At 71.1% G+C, this 18079-nt stretch carries 15 protein-coding genes and 2 pseudogenes; 6 read left to right on the top strand and 11 right to left on the bottom strand.

Annotated features, from left to right (window positions below; translation table 11 throughout):
- Positions 1-164 precede the first annotated feature (164 nt).
- Complete coding sequence (locus tag ABH940_RS01850; protein WP_370104013.1) at positions 165-1292, top strand: NADH:flavin oxidoreductase; 1128 nt, start codon at positions 165-167, stop codon at positions 1290-1292.
- Between the two features lie 68 nt (positions 1293-1360).
- Here the strand turns inward: ABH940_RS01850 and ABH940_RS01845 are convergent, their stop codons facing one another.
- From ABH940_RS01845 to ABH940_RS01820, 6 genes are all read right to left on the bottom strand, one after another.
- On the bottom strand, positions 1361-1645 hold the full coding sequence (locus ABH940_RS01845) for a hypothetical protein (protein ID WP_370071202.1): 285 nt from the start codon (positions 1643-1645) through the stop codon (positions 1361-1363).
- Between the two features lie 133 nt (positions 1646-1778).
- Positions 1779-1940: a hypothetical protein gene (locus tag ABH940_RS01840; RefSeq protein WP_370071200.1), complete on the bottom strand. Its 162-nt coding sequence runs from the start codon at positions 1938-1940 to the stop codon at positions 1779-1781.
- Positions 1941-2139: 199 nt separating this feature from the next.
- Positions 2140-2640, bottom strand: a complete 501-nt coding sequence (locus ABH940_RS01835; protein WP_370071198.1) for a tetratricopeptide repeat protein — start codon at positions 2638-2640, stop codon at positions 2140-2142.
- A gap of 73 nt (positions 2641-2713) precedes the next feature.
- Positions 2714-4042: an MFS transporter gene (locus ABH940_RS01830; protein ID WP_370071196.1), complete on the bottom strand. Its 1329-nt coding sequence runs from the start codon at positions 4040-4042 to the stop codon at positions 2714-2716.
- Between the two features lie 188 nt (positions 4043-4230).
- Entirely contained in the window at positions 4231-5517 is a 1287-nt protein-coding gene (locus ABH940_RS01825; protein ID WP_370071194.1) for a dTDP-4-dehydrorhamnose 3,5-epimerase family protein, read from the bottom strand.
- Between the two features lie 114 nt (positions 5518-5631).
- On the bottom strand, positions 5632-5958 hold the full coding sequence (locus ABH940_RS01820) for a hypothetical protein (protein WP_370071192.1): 327 nt from the start codon (positions 5956-5958) through the stop codon (positions 5632-5634).
- 273 nt (positions 5959-6231) lie between these two features.
- Between ABH940_RS01820 and ABH940_RS01815 the strand changes: the two genes are divergently transcribed.
- The gene (locus ABH940_RS01815) at positions 6232-7218 is read left to right on the top strand and encodes a LuxR C-terminal-related transcriptional regulator (protein ID WP_370071190.1); all 987 of its coding nucleotides are present in this window, start codon (positions 6232-6234) and stop codon (positions 7216-7218) included.
- A gap of 48 nt (positions 7219-7266) precedes the next feature.
- On the opposite strand, the gene ABH940_RS01810 is transcribed toward ABH940_RS01815, so the two are convergent.
- On the bottom strand, positions 7267-8235 hold the full coding sequence (locus ABH940_RS01810; RefSeq protein WP_370104011.1) for an NAD(P)H-quinone oxidoreductase: 969 nt from the start codon (positions 8233-8235) through the stop codon (positions 7267-7269).
- Positions 8236-8649: 414 nt separating this feature from the next.
- On the opposite strand from ABH940_RS01810, the gene ABH940_RS01805 reads away from it, so the two are divergent.
- The 3 genes and pseudogenes from ABH940_RS01805 to ABH940_RS01795 all read left to right on the top strand — a co-directional run bounded on the left by ABH940_RS01805 (position 8650) and on the right by ABH940_RS01795 (position 12129).
- Positions 8650-10278 carry an LCP family protein gene (locus ABH940_RS01805; protein WP_370071186.1) on the top strand — a complete coding sequence of 543 codons (1629 nt, stop codon included), beginning with the start codon at positions 8650-8652 and terminating at the stop codon, positions 10276-10278.
- Between the two features lie 119 nt (positions 10279-10397).
- Positions 10398-10736 (top strand): annotated as a pseudogene (locus ABH940_RS01800) (ArsR/SmtB family transcription factor); the annotation flags it as partial.
- A 127-nt stretch (positions 10737-10863) separates the two neighbouring features.
- Positions 10864-12129 (top strand): hypothetical protein, encoded by a 1266-nt coding sequence (locus ABH940_RS01795; RefSeq protein ID WP_370071184.1) that lies wholly within the window; start codon positions 10864-10866, stop codon positions 12127-12129.
- A 32-nt stretch (positions 12130-12161) separates the two neighbouring features.
- Here ABH940_RS01795 and ABH940_RS01790 read toward each other — a convergent pair whose 3' ends face one another.
- The 4 genes and pseudogenes from ABH940_RS01790 to ABH940_RS01775 form a co-directional block, all read right to left on the bottom strand.
- Positions 12162-13148 carry a TrkA family potassium uptake protein gene (locus ABH940_RS01790; RefSeq protein ID WP_370071254.1) on the bottom strand — a complete coding sequence of 329 codons (987 nt, stop codon included), beginning with the start codon at positions 13146-13148 and terminating at the stop codon, positions 12162-12164.
- A 95-nt stretch (positions 13149-13243) separates the two neighbouring features.
- The gene (locus ABH940_RS01785) at positions 13244-14821 is read right to left on the bottom strand and encodes a molybdopterin molybdotransferase MoeA (protein ID WP_370104009.1); all 1578 of its coding nucleotides are present in this window, start codon (positions 14819-14821) and stop codon (positions 13244-13246) included.
- Positions 14818-15928 (bottom strand): annotated as a pseudogene (locus ABH940_RS01780) (NTP transferase domain-containing protein). Before ABH940_RS01780 ends, ABH940_RS01785 begins: the two are co-directional and overlap by 4 nt.
- 38 nt (positions 15929-15966) lie before the next feature.
- Positions 15967-17118 (bottom strand): acyl-CoA dehydrogenase family protein, encoded by a 1152-nt coding sequence (locus ABH940_RS01775; protein WP_370104007.1) that lies wholly within the window; start codon positions 17116-17118, stop codon positions 15967-15969.
- Between the two features lie 139 nt (positions 17119-17257).
- Between ABH940_RS01775 and ABH940_RS01770 the strand changes: the two genes are divergently transcribed.
- The gene (locus ABH940_RS01770) at positions 17258-18076 is read left to right on the top strand and encodes a DUF5819 family protein (protein ID WP_370104005.1); all 819 of its coding nucleotides are present in this window, start codon (positions 17258-17260) and stop codon (positions 18074-18076) included.
- Positions 18077-18079: the final 3 nt, after the last annotated feature.

Here is an 18079-nt window from a genome sequence, read left to right as displayed (position 1 = left end):
GCGGGAGGGCCACGGCCGTTCAGCCACGATTCTCAGGGCCCGAACGTGTCCGGGATCACATGCGGTGGGACCCCCTGGGAGAAATCTTCCGTCCGGCACAACAGTTGACCTCTTCAAGCATTTGCTGCACACGCACCCCTGCCCGGCACCCCATGAGGAACCCCATGACCACCACCGCGTCCTCCGCTTCCCGCGCCGCCGAGATCCTCGACCGGCCCGTCGCGCTGAACGGTCTGACCGTCCGCAACCGCATCGCCATGGCGCCGATGACGCGCATGTTCTCCCCGGGCGGCGTCCCCGGCGAGGACGTCCGGTCGTACTACTCGCGGCGTGCCGCCGCGGGGGTGGGGCTGATCGTCACCGAGGGCACCTACGTCGGCCACGACTCGGCCGGACAGAGCGACCGCGTGCCGCGCTTCCACGGCGAGGAGCAGCTGGCCGGGTGGGCCAAGGTCGTCGAGGGCGTGCACGCCGCGGGCGGCGCGATCGTGCCGCAGCTGTGGCACATCGGCATGGTCCGCAACCAGGGCGAGCCGCCCTTCGCCGACGCCCCGGCGGTCGGCCCGTCCGGGCTGCGCGTCGACGGGACCGAGGGCACCGGAAAGGCGATGACCCAGCGCGACCTGGACGACGTCATCGGCGCCTTCGCCGAGGCCGCCGCTGCGGCCGAGCGGATCGGTTTCGACGGCGTCGAGCTGCACGGCGCCCACGGCTACCTGGTCGACCAGTTCCTGTGGGCGGGCACCAACCGCCGCACCGACGCCTACGGCGGCGACGCGGTCTCCCGGACCCGCTTCGCCGCGGAGATCGTGGCCGCGGTCCGCGAGCGGGTCTCGCCCGACTTCCCGGTGATCTTCCGCTACTCGCAGTGGAAGCAGGAGGCCTACGACGCCCGCCTCGCCGAGACCCCGGAGGAGCTCGACGAGATCCTCGCCCCGCTCGCGGCGGCGGGCGTCGACGCCTTCCACGCCTCCACCCGGCGCTACTGGATCCCGGAGTTCGACGGCTCGGACCTCAACCTCGCCGGCTGGACCAAGAAGCTCACCGGCAAGCCCGCCATCACCGTCGGCTCGGTCGGTCTGGACGGCGACTTCATCCGCGCCTTCGCGGGCGAGGGCTCCCCGGTCCAGGGCATCGAGAACCTCCTCGACCGCATGGAGCGCGACGAGTTCGACATGGTCGCCATCGGCCGTGCCCTGCTCCAGGACCCGGAGTGGGCCGCGAAGGTCCTGGCCGGCCGCCTCGACGAGCTGAAGCCCTACGACGCCGCCGCGCTCAAGTCGCTGAGCTGACAGGTAGTCACAGCATGGTGATGTGCCGTCCGGACCGGGTCCGGACGGCACATCACTTTCCGGGCGGCTCACTGGCCCCGCGCCCCCGGCACCGGGCGCCACTCGCGAAGGACGGGGACGGTCCCGCAAGCCCGGTCGCCGATCGACTGCGCCGCCCGGTCGGCCTCGCGACGGTTCTCCGCGTGGAGGTAGAAGCCCAGCTCGATGGCGTCCGCAGAGACCGCGGTGCTGATGTGCTCGATGCGGTCGGTCGGTGCGACCCGGGTCCACAGGACGTCTACGAGCACCTGCGCATCAATGGGTTGCCGGGGCGTTTCGGCGCCGGGAACCAGGGTGATGATGGCGAGGTACACCGCCGTACTTCCTCCGTCGATGAAGCGAGGGTCAGAGCCGGCGTCCGCACGCCGCCCGGGCTCAGCCCGCTGGCATCCCGATCAGCGCGCCGACCGGAGCAAGGGCCGGTCCACCGGGTGCGGACACGGGATCTCAGCCCCAGGACAAGTCGTTCGGCGAGGCAGTGGACGCGGCGGACCCCGAAGCTGCGTCGACGACGCCGGCGTGGTGGAAAGCGCCCACCGGAACGGCGGCGGCGCCGAGGCCGAGGGTCAGGGCCAGCGCCACGAGGAGATTACGAGCGGTTTTCGACATGGGTCCGCCTTGGGTCATGGGCTCGGACGAGCAGATTCCTTACGGCGGCCGAATCGTCGGAGATTTCCGGTCCGGAATCGCCCGCAAGGCAGAAACTATCTGCAGCAGCCCGTCCGAAACAGGTTCCACCCCTGGACGGAACCGGAATGTCCGGAGCCGGACACCCGCCCATCAGGCCCCGCTCGGCCGATTCCGCTGCTCAGAGCTCCAGGAATTCATCGGCATACTGCCGGATGGGCCTCAGGTATTCCTCGACCGACGGGTCGGAGCTCGTGTCCGCCAGCAGGCGCAGCAGAGTTCCGAGCGCCTTCTCCTGCGAACCCGCGGAAAAATAGGAGATCGCCAGGAAAGCACGCAGAGCGGGGAAGTCGGCGAATTCCTGCACGGCCCGTTCCAGGGTCACCACGGACTCGTCATGCCGCCCCAGCACGCGGTAGGTGCTCCCCAGCCCGAGCAGGGCTCCCTGGAGGTCCTCCCGGGACAGGCCCGGGAGCTGCAGAGCCCGTTCGTAGTAACCACAGGCTTCCTCCTCGAGTCCCGCCCGGTCGTGCGACCACGCGGCCTGGAAGCTCACCTCGGCGCTGTCGGGAAATCGGCGGGCGAGATCCTGGAATGCGGCGCACGACTTCTCGAACTGTCCGCTGTCCCGAAGTCCGATCGCCTCGCGCATTTCGCGGTCCAGCTCGACCGAAGAATTCATGGCAACTCCCTGGAGAATTGGCTGTGTGGCAGACAAAGATACCAGACGGATTGGCCTGGTTGGTCCGTTTCTGTCATGTCGCCAAACTCGGCTCGAGCTGTTCTTCCAGGGTTTCTCCGGCGTTTTCCGTGCCGGTGCGCGCCAGCGGGAGGTCACGCATCCCGCGCAATGGGGAGAAGTAGAGCCACAGACCGGCGAGGAAGCAGCCGACCACCGCGATCGAGATCCCGGCCCGCAGACCCGCAAGGGTGCCCAGCAAGCCACCGAAGAGTGCTCCGGCCGGCATCGAGCACCAGGAGATCCAGCGCTGGCAGGACGTCACCCGGCTCAGCAGGTGAGGCGGGCACGTCGCCTGACGGTAGCTCACCGCGCCGGTCGCGTAGATGACGATGGAGGCGACGTTGCCGGCCGTCCCGAGGCCCACGAGGACGAAGCCCCACCCCGGCTGGGCCAGGGGAACCAGGAGGACGAGCCAGCCGAGCGCGAGGAGCGGCAGCCACGTGGCACGTGCGGAACCTATGCGGCGCCCGAGTGCCGCCGCGGCCAGACCGCCGAGCACGCCTCCGGTGCTGCCGATCGCCGCGGCCGCTCCGATCATCCAGGCTTGGGCATGCAGGTCGCGGTTGAGAAACACGATCTCCAGCGAGCCGTACGCCGAGCCGAAGAGGTTGACCGTCACCGCGAACTGCGCCAGCCTGCGCAGGATCCGATCGCGTGCGACATACCCGGCGCCTTCGGCCACATCACGGACGAGCTGCCGCGGTGTGGGCACGGCGCGCTTCTCGATGACCTCGTCCGGAGTCCTGATCAGGACGAGGGACAGGCAACTGAGCGCATAGGTGGCGACGTCGAACAGGATCGCGCCCGCCCTGCCGAGCACCGTGATGAGCACGCCCGCCAGGCCGGGACCCACCGCCTCGGCGACGGACTCGGTCGTGGACAGCTTTCCGTTACCGTCGATCAGTTGCTCGTTCTCGACCAGACCGGGCAGATAGCTCTGGTACGCGACGTCGAAGAAGACCGTCATGACCCCTACCAGCACTGCGACCGCAAGCAGTTGACCGATCGGCGGCGTGCCGGACAGCAGCATGGTGAGCGGGATCGAGGCGAGCGCCAGCGCGCGCGTCAGGTCGCACCAGAACATGAGCCGACGCCGCGGGAACCGGTCGACGACGGCTCCCGCCATAAGCCCGACCAGCATGTAGGGGACGGAACCGGCGGCTGCCAGCAGGCCCATCTCGAACGTGGAGACGTGCAGCACGAGCACCGCGTAGAGAGGGATGATGATCCCTGACACGGTCGATCCCAGGACGCTGACCGACTGGCCTCCCCACAGGAACAGGAACGCCCGGTTGCGCCACAGGCTCGTACTCCGACCGAGGTCCGGGGGCGGTGCTTCCATCTCTCCTCCGCGATTGCTCGAGGCTGGTGACTGCGACAGGGACTGCGCGTGGTGACGGCGGGTCAGGATCGACCACCCGGGGCGGACAGCCGCCCGGGGCGGACAGCCGCCCGGGGCGGACACTCGCCCGGGGCGGACACTCGCCCGGATGGCCAGGCACCTGGCCGGCCACCCGGGCGGGGTGGGGCTCAGGCCGCCTCGACCTTTCTCCGCAGCGCCACCCGGATCTCCCGGCCGTTCTCGTCCCGCGTCAGCAGCACCGCAGGGGTGGACCGGACAGCCTGGGTCTGCCGCAGCTGCTTCTGCTCGGCGACCCTGGCCTCGTAGTAGTCGCTTCCGGCGGGGACGGAGTTCACCTCCAGCCGCGGGATCGGACGCTTCTCGACGGGCCAGTCGATCACGTCGTTGCCCGGCAGGTACTCCTTGCCGTCCACCGGCAGGAGCGTCCGGGGACGGTTGATCGTGTAGACCTTCTCGATGTGCTCGAAGGCATGCCCGACGCCCGGGGGCAGGAGCAGGTAACGCTCCGGGTCCGGGGTGAAGGTGAAGCTGGTGTCCGCCCCGTAGGTGGGCGAGTCGGGCCTGGTGTCGATCAGCCGGAGCGTCACGGTCTGGTCCTTGGGGCCGACGAAGGTCAGTCGGTCCTCCTGCCCGAGGTGAATCCCGTAGGCGTCGTGGGTGTACCCGGTCTCGCCGTGGTCGATGAAGTAGAGCGGGTACCGGTCGACCAGGACGGAGAATCCCGACTCCTCCCCACTCGGGATCACCGGATGGCGCACCCAGCCGACCCCGAACACGCCGGCGAAGGGCTCCCAGGCCGGCTTCGCCGTACGTGTCAGCCGGCGTCGCAGCTCGACCCGTCGGACGGTGCCGTCGGCCAGCCGCATCTGCCGGGTCATCGGGTACTCGAGCGGCGCTGTCTGGGGGATGGACGCGCGCTGCCGCGCGGCGACAAGGTCGTACCAGGCCTCGCCGGCCGGGTGGCTGTTCGGGACGAAGTAGGGCAGGTCCTCGTCCGCGACGTCCAGCGGGAGATTGATGATGTCCGCGTCGGGCTGCCAGTCCAGGTCGCCGTGGACCCAGTCCTCCGGCGACGGGAGAAACAGCTCGTAGCTGTTGATGGTGTTCACGCGCTCGAGCCCGTCGAAGGTGTGCGCCACTCCGTTCGGGATGTACAACGCCCGGGCCGACGTGGGGGACCAGGTCACGGTCTCGCGCATCCCGGCGGTCGGCGAGCCGACCCGGCAGTCGATGAAATAGCCGGTGACGGTGCCTTCGCTGGGACCCAGGAAGGTCAGGACGTCAGCCTGCCCGAGGTGGATCCCGTAGTGGCCGTAGCTGAACTCGGTCTCCCCGTGGAAAACCAGGGTGGCCGGACGCAGAGTCGGAAACGGCACGACGTAGGAGTCGTTCCCATTCTCAATCCGCCAGTTCGCCCGCCACTCGAGGCCCTGGATCGCAAATGAATCGTTCATGAATCCGACTCCTCCTTCTTCGTGCGTCCGATGCGTCGCGCCCGATCCGGGGCACCGGGCCGAGACGGCTCGGTGACCCGGATCAATGCGCGTGCGCCTGCTCAGACCGTGGCCTCAGGCCAGGACCTCGACCTCGTAGCCCGCGGCCTCGGCGGCGGCGCGCAGGTCGTCGATCGAGGTGGTCGGCAGCTCGTCGAAGATGCTGGCGGTCACGGCCTGCTTGATGCCGGCCAGGGACGCGGCGAGACGGCGCGCCTGGTCCGCGTCCTCGAACTTCGAGAAGGCCAGGTTGGTGAGCACGCTCTGCACCGCCGCGTCGCCCGACTCGGACGCCTCACGCAGACGCGTCATCGCCTCGTCGCTGACACCGCTCCAGTCGGCGTCGAACTCGGCACCGTTGGCGTACAGGTTCGCCATCAGCTGCTTTGCGTCGTTGCCCATGTGGATCTCCTCCAGAAAAGACTTTTCCGGCCGGTCCACCGAAGATTCCGGAACCGATGTTCCGGAGCGGTGAGCCGCTGACAGGAATGACTCTGCCCGGCGAGACCGAGCACCGACCAGGGCTTTGACCTGTACGAAAGCGGACTGGCCGGACCCGGACACGGCCCCACGGCAGCGTCGCGGTTCGTCACACGGCTGTCACGCGCCAGCGCTTGCTTGTACACCGATAACCGTGGAGGATCTCGGCGAAGGACGACGAGGGGGGCCACGCTCGTGCTGGACGCGTTGGGACTGGACCGCACTGCCGAGCTCGTCTACCGGACATTGCTCGCAGAGAAGACATTCGGCGTGGACGAACTCTGCCTGGCCCTGGACCTGACCGAGGACCAGGTCCGACACGCACTCGACCAGATGTTCGCGCTCGCCCTGATCCGCCGTTCCTCGGACCGCACCGGCGGCTGGCGGGCGGTCGACCCGCAGACCGGCCTGCAGACGCTGCTGGCCCGGCAGAACGCAGACCTGGAACGGAAGCGGGCCCGGATCGCCGCTTCCCAGGCGGAGATCGCCGCAATGATCGCCGAACGGACCGCGGCGCTGCCGAGGGACACCGGCACCGAGCGTCTGACCGGCACCGACGTGGTGATCGCCCGCATCGAACAGCAGGTGGAGACCGCTCGTTGCGACGTGCTGGGCATCACCCCGGGAGCGGCACGCAAACCGGCGGACCTCGAGGCGGCGAGACGCAACGACGCCCGAGCGCTGGAACGCGGGCTGACGATCCGTGAGATCATGCAGGACTCCTGCCGAAACGATCCGGCAACCGCGGCGCACGCCCAGTGGCTCACCGAGTCGGGCAGCGAGGTCCGCACCTCTCCGACGCTGCCGCACCGTCTGATCGTCATCGACCGGGCCACCGCTTTCGTCCCCATCGACGCCCGCGCTTCGGGCAAGGGCGCCCTCCTGGTGACCGACCCCAGCCTGGTGCAGGCACTGGCGGCCATGTTCGAGAGCATCTGGAACACCTCCACCCCGCTCGGTGCCAGCGCCGCACCCGGTCGCCACGGCCTGACCCAACGGGAGCGGGAGGTACTGAAGCTTCTCGCCTCAGGCATGACCGACGAGGCCGCAGCGGCCCGCCTGGCGGTCAGCGACCGCACGGTCCGCCGGGTAATGAACGACCTGTGCGAACGACTCGACGCCAGCAGCCGGTTCGAGGCGGGGATCAAAGCCGCGCAGGCCGGCTGGCTGGACACGCCCTGACGCCACCGCGCGGGACCGCTGACCTCGGCGGCCCCGCGCCGGGAGCGCTCAGGCCCGCAACAGGATCTTGCCGATGTGGGTCGAGGACTCCATCAGCCGGTGCGCCTCCGCCGCGTCGGCCAGGGGGAGGGTGCGGTCGACGACCGGCTTGACCACGCCGGACTCGATCAGCGGCCAGACGTGCTCGCGCACCGACGCGACCACGGCCGCCTTCTCCTCCAACGGGCGGGCACGCAGCGAGGTCGCGGCGACGGCGCCGCGCTTGGACATCAGCTTCGCGATGTTCAGCTCCGCCTGCACGCCGCCCTGCATACCGATGATGACGAGCCGTCCGTTCAGGGCCAGCGCGTCGATGTTGCGGTCCAGGTACTTCGCGCCGACCACGTCCAGGATGACGTCCGCTCCGCCGAGCTTCGCCAGCTCCGCGACGAAGTCCTGCTCGCGGTAGTTGATCAGCACCTCCGCGCCCAGCTCACGGCAGGCCGCGAGCTTCTCCGCCGAACCCGCCGTCACCGCGACCTTCGCGCCGATCGCCCGGCCCAGCTGGATCGCCATCGTGCCGATACCGGACGAGCCGCCGTGCACCAGCAGCGTCTCACCGGGCCGCAGGTGGCAGACCTGGAAGACGTTGGACCAGACCGTGCACACCACCTCGGGCAGGCAGGCCGCCGTGACCAGGTCGACGCCCTTGGGGACCGGCACCAGCTGTCCCGCAGGGACGGCGACCTTCTCCGCGTAGCCGCCGCCCGCCAGCAGGGCGCAGACCTCGTCGCCGACGGCCCAGCCGGTGACGCCCTCGCCGATCGCGGCGATGACGCCCGAGCACTCCAGGCCCGGGTAGGGGGACGCGCCCGGAGGCGGGTTGTAGAAGCCCTGACGCTGCAACACATCCGCACGGTTCACGGCGGTGGCCGCGACGTCGACCAGCACCTCGCCGGGACCGGGGACGGGATCGGGCGCCTGACGCAGCACCAGTGCGTCGGGCCCGCCGGGGGTCTCAATCGTGATCGCTCGCATGGTGCCGACGCTACTCCTCGGTACCCCCGAGCACAGCACTCCCCAGCACTGCTCGGCACTCCTCAGCACTCCTCGGTCAGTACTCCCCGGCGACGGCAGAGAGGCACGTCCGGCTCAACGACAGCTACGCATCGTGATCGAAGCAGCCCGGCCCCGGAAGCCCGCCCGGCAGGGGTGAGAACCGCTTGAGCTGGAGCTTGGTGATTCCTGGGAGCCCCCAGGGAAGGTGCACGGAACCTTGGACAAGGTGCTGACACTACGGGGCGTGAGGACGACCGTGGGTCGGCAGGAGTCGCACAGGGAACGGGCGTACGCTTGCTGAATTGCGCAACCGTGCAACCGCTGGACCCGCCCCCGACGTCCCCGTCGGTGTCACCCGGCACCCGACGCAAGTGAAACCTGAGGAAACCGAGCATGACCGACGAGGTGGACGGCAACAAGGCGCGACGGAGCAAGCGGCGTAAACCCAAGTCCCGGGCCTACCGCATTGCCAAGATCGCCGGCATCGTCCTCTCCGTCCTCGTGCTGATCGTCGCCGGCGTGGGTACCTGGCTCTACAACAAGTTCAGCGGCAACCTCCACACGGTCGCCATCGGCGGCTCCATGGGCGCCGAGAAGGCCGACCCCTACGGGCGCACCCCCATCGACTTCCTGGTCATCGGCACCGACGCGCGCAACAGCGCCGAGGACTGCCAGCTCGGCGGCGACTGCGGCTCCAGCGGCTACGGCAACGCCGACGTGGAGATGGTCGTCCACATATCGGCCGACCGGTCGAACGCCACGGTGATGAGCATCCCGCGCGACACCATGGTGAACGTCCCGGCCTGCACCGACCCGAACGACGCGAAGAACTCCACCACGGGTTACTACGGGCAGATCAACAGCGCCCTCGCCTACGGTCCGCAGTGCCAGATGCAGACCATCCACGACCTGACGAACATCCCGCTCCAGCACTTCATGATGATCGACTTCAGCGGCGTGGTGAACATGTCCGACGCGGTCGGCGGGGTCAACGTCTGCGTGGACAACAACGTCTACGACACCTACTCGCACCTCAAGCTGTCCAAGGGCAGCCACACCCTCAAGGGCGTCTCGGCGCTGGAGTTCCTCCGCTCCCGGCACGGCTTCGGCGACGGCAGCGACCTGGGCCGCACCTACGCCCAGCACATGTACCTGAGCTCGCTGATGCGCACGGTCAAGAGCGCCGGAACGCTGACCAGCCCGACCGCGCTCTACAGCCTGGCGGACTCCGCGACCAAGGCGCTGACCGTCGACGGCGGCCTGGGCAGCGTCGGCTCGCTGCTCAATCTGGCGGCCGAGGCGGCCAAGGTGCCGACCAGCCACATCACATTCACCACCATGCAGACCATGGCGGACCCGACCAACCAGAACCGTGTGGTTCCGGCAGCGAGCGCGCAGTCGCTGTTCGCCGCGATCGTCAACGACCAGTCGCTCTCCGGCGGCGGCAAGCCCTCGGGCAGCGGCGACTCGTCGTCGTCCTCGGCCTCCGCCTCGCCGAAGGCGTCCGCCAGCGCGTCCCCGACGGCCCCCGCGTTCCCGGCCGCGCAGATCGACGTGCAGGTGGAGAACGGCAGCGGCGTCAACGGCCGTGGCGGCGACCTGGCCAACTACCTGACCGGCAAGGGCTACGGCTCCGGCACCACCGCCGTGACCGCGCCGCAGAACGTCAGCACCACCGAGTTGCACTACGGCTCGTACAGCACCGACAAGGCGGAGGCCGAGACGGTCGCCGCGTCGCTGGGCATCCCCGCCTCGCACATCTCCTCCGACCCCTCGATGCAGGGCGTCGTGCTGCTGGTCGGCACCGACTGGACGACCGGCGACACCTACCCCGGCGGAACCGCCAAGCCCGCGCCGGTCGACACCAAGACGGCACTGCAGGACTCGCACTCCCAGACCGCCAACGACAGCAACGTCTGCGCGCCGGTCAGCACCTACGACACGGTCGAGCTCAACGGCGTCGGGATGACCCCGACCCAGGCCTACGCCGAGTCCGCGAACGTCCCGAACTCCGCGCCATGATCATGCCCGGAGGGCGGGCGGCTGCAGGGTCTGTGCGTTGAGAGGGCCTAGTCTGGTCGGGCGACCGGAGCGGCGAGGCCGAGGATCCGCACGATGCGGGAGGGCGAGGGAGCACGCGAATGGATGACAGCGCTGCCACGGGGGCTGTGGCAGGCAGCGCGGCGGCAGACCGGTACGAGGGGCCCGACCAGGGCGTGCTGGAGCAGGCCGCGGCGGCCTTCGGGCTGCTCGCGTCGCCGACCCGGCTGCAGATCGTGTGGATCCTCGCGGCGGGCGAGTGCGACGTCAGCAGCCTGGCCGAGCAGGTCGGCGGGACGCTGCCTGCGGTCAGTCAGCATCTGGCGAAGCTGCGCCTGGCCGGGCTGGTCCGCTCGCGCCGCGAGGGGAGACGGCAGGTCTACCTGGTCGACGACCCGTATCTCGCGGCAGTGGTCCGGTTGATCGTCAGCCAGCTCGCGGAAGACACGACGATGACCGTCGGTGCGGTCTTCGGACCCGCCGTCGGAGCACAGGGCTTTCCCGGCGTGGTCGAGGCGCTGGCACGGAGCGCGACGGTCGGCCGCCAGGCGGCCGAGGAGCTGGCTCGTGGACACGCCGTCTGACCTGTCGGTGCCCGAGTTCGACCGACAGCAGGACCGCTTGACTCGCACGAACGGCACCAACGGCACCACCCGCACAGAACCCCTCACCGGCACGGAACACGTGACCGGTACAGAGCACGCCTCCGACACGGAACGCACCCTCGTGCGGACCCTGCTCCGCCGGGCCGCCCCGGCGCTCGCGCTGTTCGCTGCGATCCGCGTGCTCGGCCTGGTCGTTCTCGCCGTCTGGTCGGGCGCGGAGGGCCGCAGCCCGCACCAGGTGCTCTCGGCCCGCTGGGACGCGCTCTGGTACACCGACATCGCCGGGCACGGGTACCACTGGGCCGGCTACCAGGCGACCCCCGGCACCAGGGGCGCGGGCGTCCACTCCCATCTGGCCTTCTTCCCGCTGCTGCCCTGGCTGGAGCGGGGCCTGCACGTGGCCACCGGCCTCTCCTACGCGGACGCCGGACTCGCCGTCAGCACGGTCGCCTCGCTGGTCGCCGCGCTCGGGATCTTCGCCGTCGGCGAGCGGATCGCCGGTCGACGGGCCGCCCTCGTGCTGGTGGTGCTCTGGGCGGCGCTGCCGATCGGCGTGCTGGAGTCGATGGCCTACACCGAGGCGCTGTTCACCGCGCTGGCCGCCTGGTCGCTCTGGTGCGTGCTGCGTGGCAACTGGATCACGGCGGGTCTGCTCTCCGCGCTGGCCGGACTGACCCGGCCGAGCGCGGCCGCGATCATCGCGGCGGTCTGGGCCGGGGCGCTGCTCGCGCTGTGGCGGCGCGAGGCCCCGCTGTTGCGGGCGGTGGCGGGCATGCTGCTCGCGCCCGCGGGCCTGCTCGCCTACGCCGGGTGGGTCGGCGGCATCCCGGCCTACCTCAGAATTCAGAACGGCTGGGGCAACGGCTTCGACTTCGGCGCCGCCTACGGGCGGTTCGTCTGGCACCAGCTGACGACCAGCCCAGCGGCGGGCGTCGGACTGCTGGTCTTCGTCGGCCTGGTGGTCTGGACGCTCGTCGCCTGCATCCGGCGGCGGCCACCGCTGGCCACCGTGGTCTACGCGGGGGTGATCGTCGCGCTGGCGCTGGGCGCGCAGGCCTACTTCAACTCCAAGCCACGGCTGCTCCTGCCGGGCTTCCCGCTGCTGCTCCCGCTCGCCGCCTGGCTGTCACGGATCAGGACCTCGCGCGCGGCGGCGACGCTGGGCGTGCTGACCGCCGTCTCGGCAGCGTACGGGGCGATCTGGCTGCTGGGCCCGGGACCGCCGTAGGCCGTGCCGGTTTCCTGCGGCGGGCGGCAGGGCTACCGGCGATGGACCGCGATGACGCGGTCGTCCGGCTGCAGCGCCGCCGCCTCCGGATCGGAGTAGCTGAGCCGCCGTCTGCCGCGCACCACGGCGATGACCAGGTCCCCGCAGTCGCGCGGCGACCGGCCCACCTCCTCGCGGGTCACCGGGCGGTCGATGACGTCCAGCCCGTGCCCGGCGGTCAGCAGGTCGTCCAGCACCGCGCCCGAGTTCGGGCTCAGCGTGGAGACTCCGAGCAGGCGACCCACCGAGCTGGAGCCGGAGACGACCACCGTCGCCCCGCTCTCGCGCAGCAGCGGCGCGTTCTCGTCCTCGCGGACCGCGGCGGCGACCACCGCGCCCTTGTTGAGCTGGCGGACCGTCAGGGTGACCAGCACTGCGGTGTCGTCCCGCTGTGGCGCGACGACCACCTGTGCCGCCCGCTCGACCTGCGCGCGGAGCAGCACGTCGGTCCGGGTCGCGTCGCCGACGACGCCGGCCAGGCCGTCCGCGTTGGCCGCCTCGATCACCCGGCGCTGCGGGTCGACGACCACGATGTCGGACTTGGGCGTGCCCTTGAGCAGCAGCGTCGCCACCGCGTTGCGACCCTTGGTGCCGTAGCCGACCACGACGATGTGCCCGTCCAAGTCCTGCCTCCAGCGGTTGATGCGCCAGACCTGGCGGGTCCGGGTGGTCAGCACCTCCAACGTGGTGCCGACCAGGATGATCAGGAACAGCACGCGCAACGGCGTGATCAGCAGGATGTTGGCCAGCCGGGCCCCGTCGCTGACCGGTGTGATGTCGCCGTAGCCGGTCGTGGAGAGGCTGACCGTGGCGTAGTAGAACGCGCCGAGCAGGTCGAGGTGGTCGTGGGCGTTGTCGTGGTAACCCGCACGGCCGAGCCAGACGATGAAGGTGGTCAGCAGCAGCACGGCCATGGCCAACGCCAGCCGGCGCCGGACCGCGCGCAACGGCGGCTCGGCGACCTTGTGGGCGGGCAGCATGATCTGCTGCAGGTCCGCCAGCTCCTCGGGGCCGCCTACTCGGCGACGGGCCCGGAGGGTCTGTCCGACGGATCTCTTCGGACCCGGGGCGGAGCTCAGCTGCACGGGACGTCCAGCACCTCGACCGGCTCGCCCTCGGCGACCCCGCCCGGAGGGACGACGGCCAGGCCCTCGGCCAGCGCCAACCCGCGCAGCATCGCGGGCCCGTCGTGCCGCAGCGGCACGGCTCCGCGTTCCGGCAGCGTCACCGGCACCAGCCGGGTGTGCCCCGGCTGCCCGGCCAGCGCGGCTGCGGCCGGGACCCGGTACGGCTCCGCCTGCGGGCACCCGCCGAGCCCGCGCAGCAGCGGCTCGGCCAACGTCGCGGCGGCGACAGCTGCGGCGAAGGGGTTGCCGGGCAGGCCGACCAGATACCGGGGCCTCGTCTCCCCTGCGGCGCTGGGGAGTTCGGCGGTGGGGAGCTCGGCCGTAGTGAGTTCGGCCAGCAGCATCGGGTGGCCGGGGCGGACCAGGACGCCGTCGACGAGCAGCGTCGCGCCGATCTCGGCCAAGGCAGGGTGGAGGAAGTCGCGCGGACCGGCGGCCGTCGCGCCCGTGGTGACCACGACGTCGGCGCGGCAGGAGCGGAGCGCGGCGACCAGCGCGTCACGGTCGTCGCCGACCCGGCGCAGGCCGGTGAACCGCGCGCCGTAGGAGGCCAGCCAGCCCGGCAGCATCGGACCGAGCGCGTCGCGGATCCGCCCGTCTCGGGACGGACCCTCCGTCAGCAGCTCGTCGCCGAGTACCAGCAGCTCGACGGTGGGCCGCCGATGGACCGTCAGCTCGTCGTGGCCGATGGCGGCGGCCAGGCCCAGTACGGCGGGCGTGACCAGCGTGCCTGCGACCAGCAGCCCCTCACCGGCACGGCACTCCTGCCCGCGCGGCCGGATGTCCCGCCCGAGCGGCGGAGCGGTGACCCCGGTGCGCAGACGGAGCGCGGTCGTCACGCCTGCGCTCCGGTCGGGGGACGCCACTTCGCCGTCCTCGCGGCGCAGCACCGCTGTGGTCCCGGGCGGGACGGGTGCTCCGGTGGCGATTCGGCAGGCCGCACCATCGTCCAGCGCCGCGGCGACGGGCTGTCCGGCCAGCCCCTCACCGGCTGCGGGCACCCGCAGCCGCCACGGAGGCGGTCCGGCCACAGCCCAACCGTCCATCGCCGAGGTGTCGAACGCGGGCACGTGCGTGGTCGCTGCCAACGGCTCGGCAAGCGAGGCGCCGAGCGCATCCGCGAGCGGGCAGCGCTCCACGCCGAGCGGTCGCCGTCCGGCGTGGACGGCAACGGACCGCGCCTGCGGCCAGCTCAGCTCGGCGGCGGAGCCGGACGGGGGCGGGACAGAGGCGTACATATCGTCCGAGCTGGGCACTCCATGATCGCCAACTGTCACGCGCGTGACATTTGGCGATCTTGGTCGGGACGTGTGAGTCAGGCTGAGGGCGTCGTCCAAGGCCTGGTCGAAGTCGGCCACAGGGGACGCATCACGCCCCGGTTGCGCCGGTTCCTCACCCGAGCGATCGGCGACCTCGTAGTCGAACGGGCGGTCCGGCTCCGGCTGTTGCTCCGGCTCGGGCGAGCGTGGCAGCAGGTACGGATACGCCGCCAGCAGGTCAGCCTCGGCGTCAGCCGCGCTGCTCATTGCTCCACGCCTTCTTCCGTACCTCGCCCCTTGCCCTGACTCTTGTCCTCTCCGGTGCCATGCTCCCCACTGTGCTCCGCGCCCCAGCGGGCGGCCAGCGCGGCAGCCTTGCGGTTGGCCTCGGCCACGGCCTCCGGGCCGCCTCCGGCGGAGGCCGCGGCATAGCCGACCAGGAAGGCGGTCAGCGGCGCGGCCGGGCGGGCCACACCATGGGCCACGTCACGGGTCATGTCGAGCAGTCCGGTCACGTCGACGTCGAGGTCGATGCCCAGTTCGGTCTTCACAGCGGCGATCCAGTCATGCAGCACGACACCATCGTCGCCGATGATCAGGCTCAGTCCGTGCAACGGGCTGTGTCGAGTGCGTGTCCGCGGTTCACCGAGGTGGTGGCGGGGTGTACGGAGGGCTGCCCGCGCGGGCGTCCCCGTCGGCGTGGGCGTCCCCGTCGGCGTGGGCGTCCCCGTCGGCGCGGAGTCGCGCTTCGTGCACGTCGTCCCAGGTGTCGCAGTCGACGGCGGCGCGGCGGACGTCCGGCAGCCGCAGCAGGCGCAGGCCCCGGGTCACCGCGCGGAGCGGAGCGCCTTCGGCTGCGGGGAGTTGGGCGAGCGCGGTCCGCAGCGCAGCGGTGCGGTAGGCGGCGGCCAGCGGCTGGTCCCGGCCGTCGGCGTCGACCAGTAGTACGGCATCGGCACCGGCACCGGTCTCAGCACCGGTCTCGGCGCGGAGTTCAGCAGGGAGCGCGGCGACGAGTGCGTGGACGGTGGGCGCGTCGAGGAACGGTAGATCGGCCGCGAGCAGCACGGCAACGTCCGCGGTCACCAACTCCAGCCCGGCCGCCAACCCGGCGACCGGGCCGCCCCCCGGCGGCGTCTCCCGCGTCCACCGCACCGGCCGGGCCGTCGCGCGCTCCGGCCCGACCACGACGGTCCGCTGCGCGGCGGCGCAGGCCGCAAGGACCCGGTTCAGCAGCGAGGCACCGCCGACCACCAGGCCGGGCTTGTCCTCACCGCCGAGCCGCCGGGCCGCGCCACCGGCGAGAACAACCGCGTCGAAGCGAGGAGGAGTAAGCGAGGGCACACCCCTCACTCTGCCCCATCCGGGTTCCATCCAGGCCCTGTCCAGGCTCCGTCCGGGCCCACGTCGGGTTACAGCTGGTGCACGGCCAGCAGGTCGCCCAGTTCCTGATCGAACGCCGCCGCCGGGCCCAGGAAGAGTTCCAGGTGCTTGGCCCAGGCGTGGTAGCGGTGCAGCGGGTAGTCGAGGTCCGCGCCGATGCCGCCGTGCAGGTGCTGGGCGGTCGAGGCGATCGCGCGAACGCCCTCCGCCGACCAGATCTTGGCCGTGGCCAGGTCCGCGTCCAGCGGCAGCCGGTCGGCGAGTTCACCGCCCACCGCGATCCGCCAGGCAGCCTGCCAGAGGGTCACCTCCATCGACCGCAGGTCGATGTACCGGTCCGCCAACTGCATGGCCACGGCCTGGAACGTCGCGATGGGATGGCCGAACTGCTCGCGCTTGGACGCGTACTCGGAGGTCATCCGCACCACCGCCTCGCCCAGGCCCAGGCAGAGCGCGGCGCAGCCGATGATCAGCAACCCGCGTACCGCACGCCAGTTGGACCCGTCGGCCGCCGCCGGACCCACCTGCCACGCGGCCTCGACGACCGCTCCGTCGAAGACCAGCTCGCCCGCCAACTCGCCGTTGGTGGACACCTGGCGGTTGAGCGTGACGCCCTGCCCGCGCGGGTCGACCAAGAGCAGCAGCGTCCCCTCCGGTCCCCGGGCAGGGACCAGGACCAGGTCCATCACCGACGCCCAGGACACACCGGTCTGCGAACCGCGCAGCGACCAGCCGCCGCCCGGGGCCGGTTCGGCCGTGACCGCCTCGTCGGCGGGTTCGTGCCCGGTGCGGCCGTGCGGCGCGACGCCGACCAGCAGACGGCCGGCCGCGATCTCCGGCAGCAGCCGTTGCCGCAGTTCGGGCGCGCCGAAAGCCTGGACCGCCAGCGCCGCCGCGCCCGTCTCCAGCAGCGGCACGCGGGCCAGCACCCGGGCCGCCTGGCGCAGCACCAGGCACCAGGCGATCTCGTCCTGCCCGCCGCCGCCGTACTCCTCGGCCAGCGCGATGCCGAGCAGGTCGGACTTGGCCAGGCGCTGCCACAGCTCCCGGTCGATGTCGGTCGCGACCGGCTCGATACCCAGGGCGGGGCTCGGAACGCCGCCGTCCGGCGGTACGTCGGCGAAGACCGCCTTGGCCGCCTCGGCCGCGGCCTGCTGCTCTTCGGTGAAGGTGAAATCCACGGCTCGTCCCTTCCCAGCCTGCCTCGCTCTGACGATTCGTCAGATTAGAACAAGTTCTAAGTAGGGGGAAGGGTCGCGCGGAACCGCCGCGGGTCAGTACCGTGCTCAGGACTTCACCGGAGTGGCAGGGCAGGTACCAGTGGCAGACGAGCCGAGCATCGAGGCCGCGCGGGCGGCCGAGTCCATACCCGCCGCTCCACCGACACCAGCAACGACATCGGCACCAGCAACGACACAGGCACCGGCTCTGCCCGGTCCGCGCCCACCAGCCGACGACGGCGATCCCGGTGACCCCGGCGGTCCCGGTGACCCCGCGTCGACGGAACGCCGCTGGTCAACGCCGTCGCTCGCGATACTCGGCACGGCGGCCGTGGCGCTGGTCATCGCCGTGGCCTACCACCTCGGCACGATCTTCCTCTCCATAGCGCCCAGCAACCCGATATCGCAGCAGGCGTCGGCCGCCGTCACCGCGCATGTGATGCCGGAGTTCGAGCAGAACTGGCAGCTCTTCGCCCCGAACCCGCTGCAGAACAACATCGCGGTCGAGGCCCGGGTGCAGACCCTCGCCCCCGACGGCAGCCGCACCATTTCGCCCTGGATCGACCTCACCGCCGCCGACGTCGCCGCGATCCGCGGCAACATCGCCCCCAGCCACGTCAACCAGAACCTGCTCCGCCGCGCCTGGGACTACTACACCGCCTGGCACGACCAGCAGGACGACTCCACCGGCTTCGGCGGCCCGCTCTCGGTCGAGTACCTCAAGCGGATCGCGCTCCAGCGGATCGGCCGCCACTGGAACGGACAGCCGGTCATCCAGATCCAGCTCCGCTCCTCGACCACCTCCGTCACCGGCCCCGCCTGGACGGGCGCGCCCGCGACCACCACACCCAGCTACCGAACGCTGGGCTGGTGGCCGGCCAACGACGAGGACTACCAGGGCCTGGGGGTCAGCCGGTGAGCC

Source organism: Streptacidiphilus sp. BW17, from assembly GCF_041262485.1.
In the GTDB taxonomy this organism is placed as follows: Bacteria; Actinomycetota; Actinomycetes; order Streptomycetales; family Streptomycetaceae; genus Streptacidiphilus.
The sequence above is the reverse complement of the archived record's forward strand: the minus strand, read 5'-3'. Positions and strand labels throughout refer to the sequence as shown.

What these genes read in the sequence shown, in the direction of transcription:
- ABH940_RS01810 (WP_370104011.1), bottom strand. Translation starts at nt 8,235, where the DNA reads ATGCGAGCGATCACGATTGAGACCCCCGGCGGGCCCGACGCACTGGTG.
- ABH940_RS01835 (WP_370071198.1), bottom strand. Translation starts at nt 2,640, where the DNA reads ATGAATTCTTCGGTCGAGCTGGACCGCGAAATGCGCGAGGCGATCGGA.
- ABH940_RS01790 (WP_370071254.1), bottom strand. Translation starts at nt 13,148, where the DNA reads ATGCTGCCCGCCCACAAGGTCGCCGAGCCGCCGTTGCGCGCGGTCCGG.
- ABH940_RS01830 (WP_370071196.1), bottom strand. Translation starts at nt 4,042, where the DNA reads ATGGAAGCACCGCCCCCGGACCTCGGTCGGAGTACGAGCCTGTGGCGC.
- ABH940_RS01785 (WP_370104009.1), bottom strand. Translation starts at nt 14,821, where the DNA reads ATGAGCAGCGCGGCTGACGCCGAGGCTGACCTGCTGGCGGCGTATCCG.
- ABH940_RS01805 (WP_370071186.1), top strand. Translation starts at nt 8,650, where the DNA reads ATGACCGACGAGGTGGACGGCAACAAGGCGCGACGGAGCAAGCGGCGT.
- ABH940_RS01820 (WP_370071192.1), bottom strand. Translation starts at nt 5,958, where the DNA reads ATGGGCAACGACGCAAAGCAGCTGATGGCGAACCTGTACGCCAACGGT.
- ABH940_RS01850 (WP_370104013.1), top strand. Translation starts at nt 165, where the DNA reads ATGACCACCACCGCGTCCTCCGCTTCCCGCGCCGCCGAGATCCTCGAC.
- ABH940_RS01825 (WP_370071194.1), bottom strand. Translation starts at nt 5,517, where the DNA reads ATGAACGATTCATTTGCGATCCAGGGCCTCGAGTGGCGGGCGAACTGG.
- ABH940_RS01840 (WP_370071200.1), bottom strand. Translation starts at nt 1,940, where the DNA reads ATGTCGAAAACCGCTCGTAATCTCCTCGTGGCGCTGGCCCTGACCCTC.